This is a genomic window from Spiroplasma endosymbiont of Dasysyrphus albostriatus (assembly GCF_964019495.1).
Lineage (GTDB): Bacteria > Bacillota_I > Bacilli_A > Mycoplasmatales > VBWQ01 > Spiroplasma_E.
Genome location: NZ_OZ026447.1, coordinates 1,048,203 through 1,065,647 on the forward strand (window position 1 = coordinate 1,048,203; position 17,445 = coordinate 1,065,647).

Sequence of the window (17,445 nt, forward strand, 5' to 3'; positions counted from 1 at the left end):
GTTTTTAATCATTATTTTCTATTTTTCTAGGTTCACAAATATTAATAATAATATTACTATTATTTGTTTCTATATCTTGATTATCTATTAAATCATCAAACATCTCTCTATGATTTGTTCTTAAATAAGCTCATTCATATTGAGGTACTTGTGTAACATTTTTTAATCTTGCTATTCCTATTTTAAGACATGCTTTATCATATTCTTTAATAAAATCTTTTTGTCATTTTGTCGACCTTCTTCGGCAATCAAATATATATTTATTATCCACATTTAAAATATAATTTAATTCTTGTTTAGTACATTTTTTTAAATTATCTTTATTTTCTCTTAAATATTCTTGTATCTTTTCTTTATAATTACCTAATTCTTTTCTTTGTTTTGGCATATTATATCACCTATATTCAATATTTATATATTAGACTTCTTGCGAGACTTATCTATTAAAATTTTCATTTTTAAAATATAATTAAAATTAAAAAAAGATAGGTAATTTATGATGTTTGATAAATTAAAAGCTATTAAAAATGCAGAACTATTAAGATTAACTGGTATAAATGAGATTGTTTTTAAAAAAATGATAGAAATTTTAAAAAAAGAAGAATTAAAAAAGTTTAAAAATGGTGGTACACCTAATAAATTAACTTTAGAAAATAGATTATTAATGACGTTAGAATATTGACGTGAATACCGAACATATTTTCATATTGCTAAAAGTTATGGAATTAGTGAAAGTAATTGTTATAGAAATATCAAGTGAATAGAAAATACTTTAATAAAACATCCTGATTTTCAGCAACTTAATGGAGCAAAATCATTGTTAAATAATAATTTTAAAGATAAAACAGCTATTATTGATGTTACTGAAAGCGCTATCCAACGCCCAAAAAAAGACAAAAGAAATATTATTCAGGAAAAAAGAAAAAACACACAATAAAAACACAAATTATAATTGAACAAGATAGTAAAAAAATTATAAGTTCTTATTTTTCTTGTGGTAAAAACCATGATTTTAAAATTTTAAAAGATTCAAAAGTTAAATTTTTATCACAAACAACTATTTTAGTGGATTTGGGATATCAAGGAATACAAAATATACATCCTAATGTTTTAATTCCAAAAAGAAAATCAAAGAAAATTCCTTTAACTAGAGAAGAAAAGAAAAATAATAAACAAATTTCAAAAATGAGAGTTGTTATAGAAAATATTTTTGCTATACTGAAAAAATTTAAAATTATTAGTGAAAAATATCGAAATAGAAGAAAAAGATTTGCTTTAAGATTTAATTTAATAGCTTCAATTTATAATTTACAACTTTTAAATTAAAAATCTTCAAAAATTTAATATTTTAAATTTTGTTATTTTAAATAATAATTTTTGTTCTATTTTAATGAAGAAAAAATAAGACATATTTTGAATAATAATTTTTAATAAATATTAAAAGTGTTATTAAAATAAAATTTTAAATTTAAAAACTATGATAATAATCACAGTTTTGCAAGAAGTCTATTAATTATAACATTTTAACTAAATCATTTTACAACACTCACGAGTTAATTATTGTTATACTCAAAGTCATGTATTTAGAAAGGCAAAAGCATTATGATTTTACTATCTGAAAAACTTGACAACTATCAACATAAAATTAATCATGAAAAACAAATGTTATTAGATTATGATAATAAAATATTAAAATATGATAATAATTGATTTTTAAATGAATATGATAGAAATAAATATAAATTAATAAAACGTAGAAAACATTTAATAAAAAGTGAATTTGGAATATCTTATTTACCATTAAGAACATATAAAAATAAATTAACAAATGAAATTATAACTCCAACAAGAATATATATTGATATTGATAAATATAAAAATTATACAAATTGAGTTAATAAATTAATAATAATTAATGCAGATTTAAATAATATTACATATCCTATAATTAAACATAATTTAAAAATAAATATATCTTTATCAACTATTTGTAGAAGATTAAAAGAAACTATTATATTTGTTCAAGAATTACCAAAAGAAAAAAGACAAATATTACCATCTGATTATATTTATATACAATCAGATGAATCATATAATAATTTAATTGATAATAAGCAAAAAAGAAAATTTAGACACAGAACGGTAAGTATTAGTTTAGGTTTTGATTTAGAAAAATCTACTGATAATAGACATGTTTTAGAAAATAAATATATTTTTGTTATTTCAACTAGAAAAGGTCAAAGAATTACTAAAAAAGAATTTGGTAAATCAATAATAACTAATTTAGATAATATTTTTATTGGTTATACTAATGAAAATTTAAAATTAACTGGTGATGGTGCAACTTATCTTAAATCTACTGCTAATTATTTAAAAATTGATTATGCTGTAGATAAATGACATCCATTACAAAAATTAAAACAAGTATTTATTGTAGGAAAAGGTAAAAGAACAAAAGAAAATAATAAAAAATTAAGTTATGCATATTATGAATTATTTTTAAATGGTTGTTATTATAAATTATTAGATTATTTAAAAGAAAATAATGCTGATGAAAAAATATATGAATATTTTAAAAATAATAAAGAAGGTATTAGAAATCAAAATGCTATTTGAAATATAGGTTGTAGTGCTGAAAGTGATGTTTATCATTTAATAAAATCTATATCTAATAATAATGCAAAAATTTATTCAAAAGAAGCATTTTTTAATTTATTAAAATTAAAACAAGCAAGAATTAATAAATTAAAAGTATTTGTTTAAATTTATAAAATTTAATAAATCTAAACCTAAGTAGTTAGGAATTTTTAAATTATTTTAATAAAAATAAAACACTAAAATACTTTATTTATTAAAAATAATATGATATAATTATATCAACAATTAATAATTTATTTTATCTTTTATTTAAAGAAAATTAAATTATATCCACATTTGAAATACGTCCGTTGTTTTGTTGATAATTCTATATTTAAAATGATATTTTTCTCTTGTTTTAATCACTCTTTAAAAGCTGAAAAAATTCTTAAATATCCATAAATTCTACCTTTTCTTGTAGAATGAAATTCGATTAAAAGTTGGCATAATTCTTGATATTTATGATGGTAATGTTTAGTAATCTGTGTAACTTACAAAAATAACTATGTTTAATTAGTTCTAGTAAATATAATTAATTTTCTAGAAAGAGTGAGTTACAGATGGCTAAAAAGCAAAATATTAATAACAATGATCCAATATCACAAGCAGTAGATTTATTATTAGAAAATACTGAAGATTTAACAACAGTTTTTAAAGAGGGAGGATTATATAAAGAATTAACAAAAAGATTAGTAGAAAAAATGTTGAATTCTGAGATGCAAAATTATTTAGGATATGATAAGAATCAACATAGTAATAGTGACAATGCTCGTAATGGTATAAGTTCAAAAAAATTAATAAGCCAACAAGGTAAAATTGAAATTGATGTACCAAGAGATCGTAATAGTAATTTTAATCCTGTAATAGTTGCAAAAAGACAAAGAAGATTTGATGGTTTTGATCAACAAGTTCTTTCTTTATATGCAAAAGGTATGACATTATCAGATATTAGAATGCAATTACAAGAGTTATATCATGGTGCTGATATTAGTGAAAGTGTTATTAGTCAAATTACTGATGATGTTATTGATGACGTCAAAGCATGGCAAAATCGACCATTAGATAGTGTTTATCCGATTGTTTATTTTGATTGTATAGTAGTTAAAGTACGACAAGATAAACGGATTATTAATAAATCAGTTTATATAGCTTTAGGAGTTGATTTAGAAGGTAAAAAAGATGTTTTAGGTTTATGAATTAGTGAAAATGAAGGTTCTAAATTTTGATTAGCCAATTTCACAGAAATGAAAAATCGTGGCTTAAATGATATTCTGATTGCTTGTAGTGATAATTTAACAGGCATGTCAGAAGCAATACAATCAGTTTATCCTAAAACCGAACATCAATTATGCATCGTTCATCAAATTAGAAATAGTTTGAAATATGTCTCATATAAGCATAGAAAATCTCTAGTTGCAGATTTAAAACCAATTTATACTGCATGTAGTGAAGAACAAGCAATGCAAGCTTTAGAATCATTTGAAAATAAATGAACTAAACAATATCCACAAATTGCTAAATCTTGATATAAAAATTGAGATAATTTAATGGTTTTTATTAGTTATCCTGCAGAAATAAAAAGGGTAATTTATACCACAAATGCTATTGAATCTGTTAATAGTCAATTACGAAAAGTCATCAGAAATAAAAAAGTTTTTCCTAACGATATGTCAGTTTTTAAAATATTTTATTTAGCAATTGACAATATAACAAAAAAATGAACAATGCCCATTCAAAATTGAAATACAGCAATTGCTCATTTTATGATAAAATTTGAAGACAGAATTAATCTGAATTAGTAACTTTGTAAAACAAAGAAACACAGATTATTAAAAAGCCTCTTTATGATTGCAATTAATAATATGATTTTTTTCTTTTTTAATAAGTTTTTGTTTATTTTTTAAAAAGTAATATGTTGATCTGTTTAATTGAAGATATTGACATAAGTTTCTAATTGAATATTGATTTTTGCAATCATCGATAATTTTAATTTTTTCTTTGATATTTAATTTGTTAATTATTAATGCTATTTGTTTAATTTTATCCATTAATAAAAATCCTTTCAGGTCAAAATTAGTGTTCATTATATAACACAATTGTTTTTAGAATACATTCAGATTTTTTAAATTAATGGTCTAGTAAAAAGGGCTAAGGGTGGTTAGCCCTAATTACTGGACCATATTTTGATAGATATTTCTAAATTTTTATTTGTAATATTGGTGGTTTTAAAAATTTAGAATGTATTCTTTCATAATTATAAAACATAACATATTGATTTACATCATTAATAGCTTCATTGATTGTTAAATATTGATTTGAGTCTTTAGGCAATCATTCTTGAGATAAATGTGAAAATCAATTTTCAGATATGACATTACCGCCAATATCATATGGTTGTTTTTTGCTTAAAATTATTTGTTTGTTTTTTGCTCATTTTGTAATTTCTTGACAATAAAATTCGTTGGCGTTATCTGAATGTAAAATAACGTTTTTTATTTGATTTCAAGAAAATTGGTTGTTTATTTTTTCAAGTGCAGGAAGAATTAAATCTTGATATGATTTATTTGAAAATGTATTATAACTAACAACATTATTTGAATAAAAATCAATAATTACAAAAAGATATAGTCAACCTTCTTTGGTGTTTATTTGTTTAGTATCCATTGATCAAATTTGATTTGAAGCGGTTGTACTTTTGTAATCTTTGTTTACTTTATCCATTGTAGGTATTCACTTATTTGGATTTTTTTTGTTTTTAGGATAGTTATTTTTAGTTTGTTTTAATCCTTGAATATTGTGTTTTTTCATAATTTTTCGCATTTGTTTTGTTGATAATTCTATATTTAAAATGATATTTTTCTCTTGTTTTAATCACTCTTTAAAAGCTGAAAAAATTCTTAAATATCCATAAATTCTACCTTTTCTTGTAGAATGAAATTCGATTAAAAGTTGGCATAATTCTTGATATTTATGATTGCAATTAATAATATGATTTTTTTCTTTTTTAATAAGTTTTTGTTTATTTTTTAAAAAGTAATATGTTGATCTGTTTAATTGAAGATATTGACATAAGTTTCTAATTGAATATTGATTTTTGCAATCATCGATAATTTTAATTTTTTCTTTGATATTTAATTTGTTAATTATTAATGCTATTTGTTTAATTTTATCCATTAATAAAAATCCTTTCAGGTCAAAATTAGTGTTCATTATATAACACAATTGTTTTTAGAATACATTCAGATTTTTTAAATTAATGGTCTAGTAAAAAGGGCTAAGTGGCAAGTGGCCCCTCCAAAATAATTGTTGTATGTCCTGCTTCATGAATACAAGTAATGTCTTGATCATTAGATTGTGTACAATCTGCAATAGATATATTTTTAGGTTTTCAATCTTTAATAGTTTCTTTATTATAAATTGTTTTAGCATTAGTATTTTGTAGTTGATTATTAAAAACTGGTGTGATTAATAATCATAGTTTAAATCAATAGTTTGGATTAAAATATTTCATAATTTTTGTACTCTTTCTTTTAAAAAAATAAAAAACCCACATACTTTAAAAATAAAGTAATGAGTTAAAACTATAAGTTTAGTTTATGATTATTTTTATAAGAATCTGTTTAGGATCTTTTTAATAAAATTGAAATAAATGAGAGAACAACCATTTGTAAGCTAGTATTTAATTTTCTTTCACAATTTTTTCATAATCTTCTGCATTTTTCTAATCATGCAAAACTTCGTTCTACAACTCATCTTTTTGGCAATACTACAAAAGAATGTAATTCATTACGTTTGATAACTTCAACATTTGCATTTATGATTGTTTTGATTTTAAAAGCAAATTTTTCACCAGTATAACCAGCATCTACTAGTATTTTTTGAACTTTAGATAAATTTTCTTTTTCATTTTCAATCATTATTATAGCACTGTTACGATCTGTTTTTTCTGCTGTGGTTATGTAAATTGCATGTGGTAAGCCTTGAGAATCAACAGCAATATGACGCTTTATTCCTGAAATTTTTTTACCAGCATCATAACCTTTATTTTTAGCAGTATCTGTGCTTTTAACACTTTGTGAATCAATTATACAAAAACTAGTTTGTTCTTTTCTACCATTATTGATACGAACTTTTCTAACTAATTTTTTTTAAAATTACTTGTCAAGTGCTAGGTTCTTTATCACTATTTTTACTTCAAATTTGAAAATAATAATATACAGTTTGTCATTTTGGAAAATTTTTTGGTAACATTCTTCATTGACATCCACTTTTTAATACATATAAAACTGCACAAAATACTTCATATAAATCTAAATTTCTTGGTTTTGTTTTCTTTTTGTTATTTTCTAAAATTGATCTTATGTTCTCAAATTGTTCTTTAGTAACATGACTTGGATAATTTTTATGCATATATACCCCTTATCTTAAAATATATAGTCATTTTACGTTATTTTATAAAAGATTCCAAACAGGTTCTAACAAATTTTATAATTTTTGCATACAATATGATTTATTTTTTGATTTAGAACTTTAATGTTTTATATTAATTTAAAAAGTTAAATATGATTGTAAATAAAAAGGCTAAAATTGAAATAAATATTGAAATAAATCATGATCAATTTCTTTTTCATCAATTAGAATTTTTATATTTATAACCTTTAGTAGTAATTTCAGTTTCAGTTTCAACATATTTTATTGTAATTTCATGATTTCCTTTAAATAATAGTTCTTTTATTAAAGAATCTGATGAATTTCTAAAAGTAAAACGTAATTTTTCATTTAAAGAAACTTCTTTATTTAAAGTATCTTTATCTGTTCATCAATATCCAACATCGTTAAATTCTTCTCAATCTTTTTCAAAGGAAGAAATATTGAAATTATTTTTTTCTATTTTTGAGGTTCAAACTTTTACAACGTAAATATTATTTTTTGATATTAAATTATTTTTTAAAAGAAATAAGTTTTGATTAATTTTATTAATAAACTCATTAGTTTTTAAATTATATTCAGTGTTAATATTTATATATTTTTTACTTAAAATATAATCTCAAGCAAAATTATTCATTCCTTTTATTCAATCATCATATAATTTTTGTGTATTAACTTCTATTTTAAAAATAATAGTATTATTTTCATTATGTATTTGCTAATCTGAATAATTTTCTGGTTTTAAAAAATGTAAAGGACTATCAAAATAAACACTATTTGTTGAAATAGTTTCTTTTAAAAACTTAAATTTTAATAATTCTAAATTATTTTTTTCAATATTATTTAATCTTTTTTTAATCCAATTTTTCTTTAACAATTGATTCTCCAATTTAATTATATTTATTATTTAATTGATAGCAAATCATTAAATTTTCTAATAACATGGCAATAGTCATTGGTCCAACACCACCAGGCACAGGAGTAATTGCTGAAGCGGTATTTTTCATTGTTTCAAAATTAATATCACCAACAACTTTTTTTTCTTTACCTTGATAATTAATTGCTACATCAATAATAACAACATCACGTTTAACTTGACTACTATTAATAATATTATAGACACCAGTAGCACTACAAATGATATCAGCTTCTTTAGTATAAAGAGTTAAGTCTTTAGTTAATTTATGAACAATGCTAACAGTTGCTCCCATATTAGTTAATGATAAAGCCAATGGTTTACCAACAATATTACTATCGTTAATGATAGTAATATTTTGTTTAGAAATGGGAATTTGATAGTGATTTAGTAATTTTAAAATACCTTTTACTGTACAAGGCAACATTGCTTTTTTATCACCTTGTAATAATCTTCCGGCATTAATATTTGTTAAACCATCAACATCTTTATTAATAGTAATGCTATTAATAATTGCTAATGTATCTAAATGTTTTGGTAGTGGTAATTGTACTAAAATTCCATCAATATTATTATCACTATTTAATTGTTCAATTTTATTAATTATTTCTTTTTGTGTTACTACTGTTGTTAGTGAAAATACTTGTCCATCAATACCACATTCTTGACATGCTTTAATTTTAGTTCGTACGTACATTTGTGATGCTAAATCTTCACCAATAATTATTACTGCTAGTTTAGGTTTACGATTAGTAATAGTTGTTACTTGTGCTTTAATTTTTGCTTTAATTTGCTGGGCAATTATTTTACCATCTAAAATTTTTATCATATGTGTTCACCGTTTCTTAATTTATCCAATTAATACGTTTTCTTCAACTCTACTTATCGTTGGTTTTGATTTACGATCACTTCAAGCAAGAACAGTAGTTGATACTCCTAATTGTCCCACAAACATGACAAAAATTAAACTAAGTTGACTAAAAATACCTAATTTCGAATTATCAAATAATGAAAGTCCTGTTGTTCCAAAAGCACTTGAAACATCAAAAATTACTTGTGCAAAGGTCATATCAGAATTATCTGTTATAAAAACATTTTCAATTGTGATAATCATTACTGATACAAAAACTAAAATAAAACCAAGTGTGCCGACTATAAATGACATACGAACAGTTTGATTAGGAATTTTACGCTTGAATACAAAAACATCATTACGGCCACGGGCAATATTAAAAATTGTTAAAAGAATGATTGCTAAAGTTGTCGTTCTAATTCCTCCGGCAGTACTTGCTGGTGAAGAACCAATTCACATCATTAATGATTGGATCATTTGTGAGGCAAGGTGAAATTTATTTAAGTCAACTGTATAGTATCCAGCATTTCTTCTTGACATTGTATTAAAAAAAAACAGCCATAATTGCATCAGATGTCGATAAATTTTTAAAAATGGGCTCTTGCCTTGATGGAGTTATGACATTACGTGAAAAATATTCAATAAACATAACACTACTAACACCCAATATCGCAACTAAAAAATATGTTATTAATGTTAGTTTAGTAAATAAACTAAATCTAAATTTTTTACCATGAGTTTTATTTTTAATTCAATGATATAAATCATAATAAACAGGAAAACCAATACCACCAATTACAAATTCAATAATAAAAATTCACTGCACAAAATAATCACTCTGAAAAGGTTCTAATGAAGTTATACCAACTATATCAAAACCAGCATTATTAACAGCAGAAATCGAGTGGAAAATTCCCGATCATAATGCTAATAGTATGTGATTATAGTAACCTGTATTATTGTTTAGACCATATTCTATTCCTGAGATAGACACAAAATAAAAATATAAAAATAAAACAATTGCTCCCAAAAATTCAGTAATTGTCATAACAATAATCCCAATTTTTAATACATCAATAGTCGTTCCTAATTTATTAGAGCCACGTTCACCTTGCATTAGTAATCTTTCTCTTAAACTAGTATGTCGATTAAATACAAATAAGGATAATATTGCTAGTTTAACTGTAATTAAACCAATACCACCAAATTTAATTAAAATTAAAATAATAAATTGCCCAAAGAAAGTAAAGTCATTAGCAGTGCTTTTTACTGTTAAACCAGTATCAGAAAACGCACTACTAGCAGTAAAAAGGGCAGGCAAAAAGTTTCATTGTCCTTTTGTTGTGGCAATTGGTGTCATTAAAAGTATTGTTCCAACTAATAAAGTGAAAAAATATAAATTAAACATTTGTCGGGGACGAGTTTTACCAACAAAAATAATTTTAAAAATATTTTTTACACTACGATAATTAACCTTAGATAGCATCAAAAAACTCCTAAAATAACATTTTCTTTTATTATTATACTATACTATAGTCATTTCTATTAAATATTAGTTTTAAATTTAAAATACCAATATTTTAAGAATTAGTTTATAATTTAGTATAATATAACATATTTAAGTAAATTGGAATGGGGTGGTTAGCCCTAATTACTGGACCATATTTTGATAGATATTTCTAAATTTTTATTTGTAATATTGGTGGTTTTAAAAATTTAGAATGTATTCTTTCATAATTATAAAACATAACATATTGATTTACATCATTAATAGCTTCATTGATTGTTAAATATTGATTTGAGTCTTTAGGCAATCATTCTTGAGATAAATGTGAAAATCAATTTTCAGATATGACATTACCGCCAATATCATATGGTTGTTTTTTGCTTAAAATTATTTGTTTGTTTTTTGCTCATTTTGTAATTTCTTGACAATAAAATTCGTTGGCGTTATCTGAATGTAAAATAACGTTTTTTATTTGATTTCAAGAAAATTGGTTGTTTATTTTTTCAAGTGCAGGAAGAATTAAATCTTGATATGATTTATTTGAAAATGTATTATAACTAACAACATTATTTGAATAAAAATCAATAATTACAAAAAGATATAGTCAACCTTCTTTGGTGTTTATTTGTTTAGTATCCATTGATCAAATTTGATTTGAAGCGGTTGTACTTTTGTAATCTTTGTTTACTTTATCCATTGTAGGTATTCACTTATTTGGATTTTTTTTGTTTTTAGGATAGTTATTTTTAGTTTGTTTTAATCCTTGAATATTGTGTTTTTTCATAATTTTTCGCATTTGTTTTGTTGATAATTCTATATTTAAAATGATATTTTTCTCTTGTTTTAATCACTCTTTAAAAGCTGAAAAAATTCTTAAATATCCATAAATTCTACCTTTTCTTGTAGAATGAAATTCGATTAAAAGTTGGCATAATTCTTGATATTTATGATTGCAATTAATAATATGATTTTTTTCTTTTTTAATAAGTTTTTGTTTATTTTTTAAAAAGTAATATGTTGATCTGTTTAATTGAAGATATTGACATAAGTTTCTAATTGAATATTGATTTTTGCAATCATCGATAATTTTAATTTTTTCTTTGATATTTAATTTGTTAATTATTAATGCTATTTGTTTAATTTTATCCATTAATAAAAATCCTTTCAGGTCAAAATTAGTGTTCATTATATAACACAATTGTTTTTAGAATACATTCAGATTTTTTAAATTAATGGTCTAGTAAAAAGGGCTAAGTGGCCCCTCCAAAACATTACAACAAAAAAATAATGAATTACATGAAAAGATACAACAATTACAACAAAAAAATAATGAATCAAATTTGAATCAAAGAAATATTAATAATCAAACAATAACTATCCAATTAAATAAACCAGAATTGACAAATAAAACATTAGTTAATAATTTAACAATGTCATTACAATTTTTAAGACCAACAAGTAATTTTAATTAAAATTAAGAAAGTTACTTAAAAGAATAAAAATAAATATTTTATTAAAATATTCATTAATTGTTAATAAGACAAATGATGATTTAGTAATTAAAGGAAATTTAATTGAAAATATAGATTTTAAATAAAATATTAGTATATAAAATTGATAATAAAAATATTCAAAGTATAATATAAAAATTCATAATTAAAAATTGATTGAAACTAATTATAGTTTTCAATCAATTTTTTTAATATTTCTTTAGAAACTTGTGGATTTGCTTGTCCTTTAGTTAGTTTCATTAATTGACCCATAAAAAATTTCATTGCTTTTTCTGGATTGACTTTATAAATAGTAATCATGTTTTCATTTGCTTTTAAAATTGTGATTAATATTTTTTCTAAATCATTACTATCACTTACTAAAGTAATACCTAATGTTCTAATAAGATCGGTAGGGCTTTTTTCACTATTAATCATAATTGCATTTAATAACTGTTTACTTTGTTTATCATTAATTTTTTGCTCATAAACTAGACTAACTAATTGTGATAGATTATTAGCAGTAAGTTCGCTGTTTTTAATAGTAGTGTTATTAGTATTACAATAAGCTTGCACAGGACCTACTAAATAATTAAAGGTAGGTAATGCTAAATTATTAATGGCAACTGTTTGTTCAAAAATAGTTAATATTTCTACTTTGTCAATTAATAAATTAATATCTTTTGTTGGTAGATTGTATTGTTTTTTTAATCTTTCCATTATTTCTTTAGGCAATTCAGGAAGATTTTTAGCAATCATTTTGATTCATTTTTCGTCTAGTTGAATTGGAAAAATATTTGGTTCAGGAAAATATTTATAATCAATTTTATTTTCTTTGCTACGCATGCTAACGGTTTTATTAGTTTTTTCATCAAATCTTCTAGTTTCAAGATTAATTTTTTGTTTTTTATTTAAAATATTAGTTTGACGATTAATTTCATCATTTATTGCTAAAGTAATATTATGTGTAGAATTTAAGTTTTTAATTTCAACTTTGGTACCTAAAATATCACTACCATGTGGTTTTAACGATATATTAATATCACATCGTAATGAGCCTTCATTCATTTTAGCATCACTAACTTGTAAATGAATTAATAATTGACGTAGAGTATTAATATATGCTACTACTTGTTCACTTGTGTTAAAAATTGGTTTAGTAACAATTTCCAATAAGGGAATTCCCGCTCGATTATAGTCTAATAATGTTTTTTTATTATTATGAATTTGTTTTGCTGTATCTTCTTCAATATGTAAGCGTTCAAAACTAACAATAAATTCTTCATTATTTACAACTATTGGTAATTCACCATTTGTGCCAATTGGATGAAAAAATTGTGTGATTTGATAACCTTTAGGTAAATCGGGATAAAAATAACTTTTTCGATCAAAACGTAAGAGTGGATCAATATTCATTTTTAAAGCAGTACATGTTTGAATTGCCATTATAATAACAGCTTGATTAACTGTTGGTAATGTTCCTGGATATCCGCAATCAATGGCATTAATTTGAGTATTTGGTTTTTGACCAAAAGTATTGGCGGCGTTGGAAAAACATTTAGTTTTAGTTTTTAATTCACAGTGGATTTCAATACCCATTACAACATCATATTTATTATTCATGATCATCACCTAGTAGTTTATTATTAAAATTAATTTTTTTACTTAAAAATGAAGCAATATTCAATATAACTTGATCATTAAAAGGTGCACCATTAATATTAAAACCAATCGGTAAACCATTAACAGTAGTTAACGGAATATTAATGCTTGGTCCACCATTTAAATTAGAAAGTAGTAGTAAGTCTTCTAAATAATCATGTTCACTTTTAATAACTTTTTTCTGTTCTAATACATCTTTAATTTTTGGAGCTGGATTAATATTTGGCATAATAATGAAAGCATCATATTTTTTAAAGATAGTATTTAAATGTTCAACAATTAATCTTCTTACTTTTTTAGCTTTGTTAAATAATTCTTCTTGATGATTTTCAGATAAAGCATATGCACCAATAATGTATCTGCGTTTTACCATATCACCGAAACCAAATGTTCGTGAATTTGTCATAACTTCTTGATAATTTTTACCATTTTTACGAACACCAAAATTAATACCAGTTAGATTTGCGTGGCAACTAGTTGCTTCAGCAAAAGAAATAATCATATAGACTGGTAATAAAGATTGTAATAATTCTTTATTAAATTCAATTTGTTGAACTTTTGCACCACCATCAGTTAAATGCTTTATTGCTTCATCAAAACTAGATTTAACTATATCATTTCACTGATAATCATTATAATTTAAAATAGCAATATTTTTACCTTCTATATTTTGATTTAAGTTTTGAGTATAATCTTTTTCTTTACTTTGAACACTAGTAAAGTCTTGTTCATCAAATAAAGCAATACTATTCAAGACAATGGCAATATCTTCGACATGATTAGTAAATATACCAACTGTGTCTAAACTTGGAGCATAAGGAAAAACACCATTTCTTGAAATTAAACCATATGTTGGTTTAAAACCAACAATACCACAATAAGCGGCAGGTTTACGTATTGAATCACCAGTATCTGTTCCTAAAGCAAATGGTACAATTCCAGCAGCGACTAAAGCTGCACTGCCACTAGAACTACCACCAGTGATATGTTTTAAATTCCAAGGGTTTAAGACATGACCGGTAGCTGCATATAAACCATCTCCACCCATTCCTAGTTCATCAAGAGCAGTTTTAGCTATATTAATGGCTTTATTATTTGTTAATAACATATTAACAGTACTGTCATAATTAGGAATAAAATTAGCAAGAATTTTTGATGAACCTGTTGTTAAGAAATTAATAGTAGCAATATTATCTTTCATTACAAATGGAATTGCTGCTAATAAATTATCATTAATTTCTTGTTCAGTAATTGATTTTGTTTGTTTAATGGCATTTTGTTCCAGTGAAGTAACAACAGCATTTAATTTTTTGAATTGTTCTAATCGTTTGTATACTAATTTAGTTAATTGATCTGGAGTAAGTATTTTTGTTTTTAATAGTTCATGAAGTTGACGAATTGAAAGTTGGTGGTAATTAATTTTCATGATTAATCACCTGATTAATACTAATGTAATTATTTTCAACTTCTGGAGCAATATTTAAAACAGTTTTAGATGTTAAATGAGTTCCAACATTATCGGAACGTAATAAATTATTAATAATAGGAAATGGGTAATTTAAAGGTTCAATATCATTTGTATTAATATTTGTCACAATTTCCATTTGTTTTTCAATAGCTTTAAATTCTAGTAAAAGATTTTCACATTGTTCTTCGCTTAAATTGAACATAAGTTCGTTAGCAAATTCATGTAGCATTTTTGTTGTCATTTTCTTTTCAATTTTATCCATTTTTTGCTACCTCTTTCAATAAATTTTGTAATTGCTCTTCATTAATAATTTTAACATTAAGTTTGCGTGCTTGTGCTAATTTATTTCCTGGATTTTCTCCAACAATTAAATAAGAAGTATTATTACTAATAGTATTGGTAATTTTAGCACCATAGTTATTTAATAATTGAATGAATTCGTTACGACTTTTAGTTAAAGTTCCTGTTAAGACAAAAGTTTTACCATTCAATACTTGTGATTGGTTTTTTTGTAAATAATTAAAGTTAAGTTTAAAGTTTTGCAAGTTAGTAATTAGTTGTTGATTAGTAGGATTAAGGAAATAATCAATAACACTAGTAGCAATTGTTGGACCAATTTCATTAGTATTAGCTAGATCATCAAAGGTTGCTTCCATTAAGTTATTTAAAGTTAAATATTTTTTTGCAAGAATAATTGCTGTTTTTTGGCCAACATGACGAATTCCCAAACCGAATAAAAGTCTTTCTAAGGAATTTTGTTTTGATAGAATAATTGAATTAGCAAGATTAGTGAAAGATTTTTCACCAAAACGTGGTAATGATAGTATTTCTTTTCGTAAATTAACTAAATTGTAAATATCACTAATAGTTTTAATTCATTTTAAATCTAAAAAACGTAATAATATTTTTTCATTTAAACCAATAATATCCATAGCATTTCTTGAACAGAAGTGCATTAATGATTTAAGAATTCGTGATGGACAATCACTATTAATGCAAAATTGATCAACTTCTGGCGGAACTTGTTCCAATTTTGTTTTACACACTGGACAATGGATAGCTTTTTTAAAAATAATATTGTTTATTTGACGATTACTAATAATTGGGGCAATTACTTCTGGAATAATATCACCCGCTTTTTTAACACTTACTAAATCATTAATACGTAAATCACGATTAATAATATAATCACCATTATGAAGTGTGGCAAAAGTAACGGTAGTACCAGCAATTATCACTGGTTGTAATCTAGCATTATAGGTTATTTTTCCTGTTCTACCAACAGTTGGAAATATATCTAAAAGCTTAGTAACACTAGTAACAGCAGGAAATTTATAAGCTATTGCTCATTTTGGCGCCTTATTAGTTCTTCCTAACATATCATAACTGGTTAGATCATTAATTTTAATGACAATACCATCAATTTCATATGGTAATGTATTTCTTAACTTTTCATATTTCTGAATATAAGTTCATACTTCTTCAATATTTTTACATAACTGTCATTGTTCATTAATTTTGAAACCATATTTTTGTAAGGTAAATAATGCTTGTTCATGGGTTTTAATATTATCATTAGTAGCATTAATATAATAGTAAAGAAAACCATCTAATTTTCTTGAATTAACAATATTAATATCAAGTTGGCGAATAGTACCGGCTGCAGCATTGCGAGGATTAGCAAAGAGTGGTAAGTTTTGTTGTTGTTGTTTTTCATTAATGCGATTAAATTCTTCTTTACTTAAATATATTTCTCCTCTTACTTCTAATTTAGAATTAATTGGTATTGTTTTTGGTATTGTTTTAATTGTCAAAATATTATTGGTAATGTCTTCACCAGCAAGACCATCACCTCTGGTAGCAGCAGTTTTTATTTTTCCTTTTTCATAAGTTATAGAAATTGATAGACCATCAATTTTTAGCTCACAAACATATTCAATGTTATTTTCTGATAATGTTTTTTTAATTTGTTGATCAAATTTTAGTAAATCTTCATAGTTAAAGGCATTACCCAAACTTAGCATTGGTTGTTGGTGAAAAATTTTTGTTAAAGAATTAAGTGGTTTATTACCAACAGTTTTAGTTGGAGAATCATTACTATTAAATTGGGGATATTGTTCTTCTAATTTTATTAATCTATGATAGGCGCTATCATAAAGTTCGTCACTAACAGTAGGTTTATCTAAAACATGATATTCATAATTTCATTGTTTAATTTGGTTTCTTAATTGTATTATTTCATTTTTAATATCATTATTTTTGTTACTCATATTACTTTCTCCCCTAATTGGTTTGTTAATAAGACATAATTAATTATAAATGAATTATTACTTTAATTGTAATATTGTTTTATAAAAGTATAATTTAGTAATGTAAATAAAATAAATAAATAATAATATACATTTTTTTAAAAAAATGATTATAATAAAATTAGTATTAAAAAATAATGGCTAATTAAGTATTTAGTTTTTAAACTCCTGTTAA

Annotated in this window: 19 protein-coding genes; 4 read left to right on the top strand and 15 right to left on the bottom strand. The window is 23.5% G+C overall.

The genetic code is table 4. The annotated features are described in order from the left end of the window. Positions 1 to 4: 4 nt before the first annotated feature. Positions 5 to 388, bottom strand: coding sequence for a hypothetical protein (locus AACL11_RS06340; protein WP_338986814.1), 384 nt, complete (start codon positions 386 to 388; stop codon positions 5 to 7). A 108-nt stretch (positions 389 to 496) separates the two neighbouring features. Here AACL11_RS06340 and AACL11_RS06345 point away from each other — a divergent pair. From AACL11_RS06345 to AACL11_RS06355, 3 genes are all read left to right on the top strand, one after another. After that, positions 497 to 1,326 (top strand): IS5 family transposase gene (locus AACL11_RS06345; protein WP_338986605.1). Its coding sequence is split into 2 segments (ribosomal slippage): positions 497 to 893 and positions 893 to 1,326, totalling 831 coding nucleotides; the frame shifts between segments, so codons are not numbered across the junction. Between the two features lie 276 nt (positions 1,327 to 1,602). Next, positions 1,603 to 2,763 (top strand): Mbov_0401 family ICE element transposase-like protein, encoded by a 1,161-nt coding sequence (locus AACL11_RS06350; RefSeq protein WP_338986816.1) that lies wholly within the window; start codon positions 1,603 to 1,605, stop codon positions 2,761 to 2,763. 434 nt (positions 2,764 to 3,197) lie between these two features. After that, complete coding sequence (locus tag AACL11_RS06355; protein WP_338986819.1) at positions 3,198 to 4,436, top strand: IS256 family transposase; 1,239 nt, start codon at positions 3,198 to 3,200, stop codon at positions 4,434 to 4,436. A 30-nt stretch (positions 4,437 to 4,466) separates the two neighbouring features. Here the strand turns inward: AACL11_RS06355 and AACL11_RS06360 are convergent, their stop codons facing one another. The 10 genes from AACL11_RS06360 to AACL11_RS06405 form a co-directional block, all read right to left on the bottom strand. Then, positions 4,467 to 4,721, bottom strand: a complete 255-nt coding sequence (locus AACL11_RS06360; RefSeq protein WP_338986822.1) for a hypothetical protein — start codon at positions 4,719 to 4,721, stop codon at positions 4,467 to 4,469. A 112-nt stretch (positions 4,722 to 4,833) separates the two neighbouring features. Beyond that, complete coding sequence (locus AACL11_RS06365; protein ID WP_338986622.1) at positions 4,834 to 5,847, bottom strand: IS3 family transposase; 1,014 nt, start codon at positions 5,845 to 5,847, stop codon at positions 4,834 to 4,836. Positions 5,848 to 5,911: 64 nt separating this feature from the next. Further along, complete coding sequence (locus AACL11_RS06370) at positions 5,912 to 6,148, bottom strand: hypothetical protein (RefSeq protein ID WP_338986824.1); 237 nt, start codon at positions 6,146 to 6,148, stop codon at positions 5,912 to 5,914. Positions 6,149 to 6,257: 109 nt separating this feature from the next. Beyond that, positions 6,258 to 7,047, bottom strand: a protein-coding gene (locus AACL11_RS06375; RefSeq protein ID WP_422397923.1) for an IS5 family transposase whose coding sequence is annotated in 2 segments (ribosomal slippage) — positions 6,258 to 6,780 and positions 6,779 to 7,047 — 792 coding nt in all. Because the reading frame shifts where the segments join, the coding sequence is not laid out codon by codon here. A gap of 133 nt (positions 7,048 to 7,180) precedes the next feature. Next, positions 7,181 to 7,702 (bottom strand): hypothetical protein, encoded by a 522-nt coding sequence (locus AACL11_RS06380; RefSeq protein ID WP_338986830.1) that lies wholly within the window; start codon positions 7,700 to 7,702, stop codon positions 7,181 to 7,183. 81 nt (positions 7,703 to 7,783) lie between these two features. After that, complete coding sequence (locus tag AACL11_RS06385) at positions 7,784 to 7,942, bottom strand: hypothetical protein (RefSeq protein WP_338986833.1); 159 nt, start codon at positions 7,940 to 7,942, stop codon at positions 7,784 to 7,786. A 13-nt stretch (positions 7,943 to 7,955) separates the two neighbouring features. Beyond that, positions 7,956 to 8,810, bottom strand: coding sequence for a bifunctional 5,10-methylenetetrahydrofolate dehydrogenase/5,10-methenyltetrahydrofolate cyclohydrolase (locus AACL11_RS06390; RefSeq protein WP_338986835.1), 855 nt, complete (start codon positions 8,808 to 8,810; stop codon positions 7,956 to 7,958). Positions 8,811 to 8,831: 21 nt separating this feature from the next. After that, complete coding sequence (locus AACL11_RS06395; protein ID WP_338986837.1) at positions 8,832 to 9,404, bottom strand: potassium transporter TrkG; 573 nt, start codon at positions 9,402 to 9,404, stop codon at positions 8,832 to 8,834. Further along, entirely contained in the window at positions 9,379 to 10,320 is a 942-nt protein-coding gene (locus tag AACL11_RS06400; RefSeq protein WP_338986838.1) for a potassium transporter TrkG, read from the bottom strand. The genes AACL11_RS06395 and AACL11_RS06400 overlap by 26 nt, the downstream gene beginning before the upstream one ends. Positions 10,321 to 10,513: 193 nt before the next feature. Further along, complete coding sequence (locus tag AACL11_RS06405) at positions 10,514 to 11,527, bottom strand: IS3 family transposase (protein WP_338986622.1); 1,014 nt, start codon at positions 11,525 to 11,527, stop codon at positions 10,514 to 10,516. A gap of 154 nt (positions 11,528 to 11,681) precedes the next feature. Between AACL11_RS06405 and AACL11_RS06410 the strand changes: the two genes are divergently transcribed. After that, positions 11,682 to 11,813: a hypothetical protein gene (locus AACL11_RS06410; RefSeq protein WP_338986839.1), complete on the top strand. Its 132-nt coding sequence runs from the start codon at positions 11,682 to 11,684 to the stop codon at positions 11,811 to 11,813. Positions 11,814 to 12,014: 201 nt separating this feature from the next. On the opposite strand, the gene gatB is transcribed toward AACL11_RS06410, so the two are convergent. From gatB to ligA, 4 genes are read right to left on the bottom strand one after another with little or no spacing between them, the layout of a single operon-like run. Further along, a complete protein-coding gene (gene gatB, locus AACL11_RS06415) occupies positions 12,015 to 13,454 on the bottom strand; it encodes an Asp-tRNA(Asn)/Glu-tRNA(Gln) amidotransferase subunit GatB (protein WP_338986841.1) in 1,440 nt (479 codons plus the stop codon). Beyond that, positions 13,447 to 14,919 (bottom strand): amidase family protein, encoded by a 1,473-nt coding sequence (locus tag AACL11_RS06420; RefSeq protein ID WP_338986843.1) that lies wholly within the window; start codon positions 14,917 to 14,919, stop codon positions 13,447 to 13,449. Before AACL11_RS06420 ends, gatB begins: the two co-directional genes overlap by 8 nt. Further along, positions 14,909 to 15,223, bottom strand: coding sequence for an Asp-tRNA(Asn)/Glu-tRNA(Gln) amidotransferase subunit GatC (gene gatC, locus AACL11_RS06425; protein WP_338959780.1), 315 nt, complete (start codon positions 15,221 to 15,223; stop codon positions 14,909 to 14,911). Before gatC ends, AACL11_RS06420 begins: the two co-directional genes overlap by 11 nt. Next, positions 15,216 to 17,231 (bottom strand): NAD-dependent DNA ligase LigA, encoded by a 2,016-nt coding sequence (gene ligA / locus AACL11_RS06430; RefSeq protein WP_338986844.1) that lies wholly within the window; start codon positions 17,229 to 17,231, stop codon positions 15,216 to 15,218. The genes gatC and ligA overlap by 8 nt, the downstream gene beginning before the upstream one ends. Between the last annotated feature and the right edge of the window lie 214 nt (positions 17,232 to 17,445).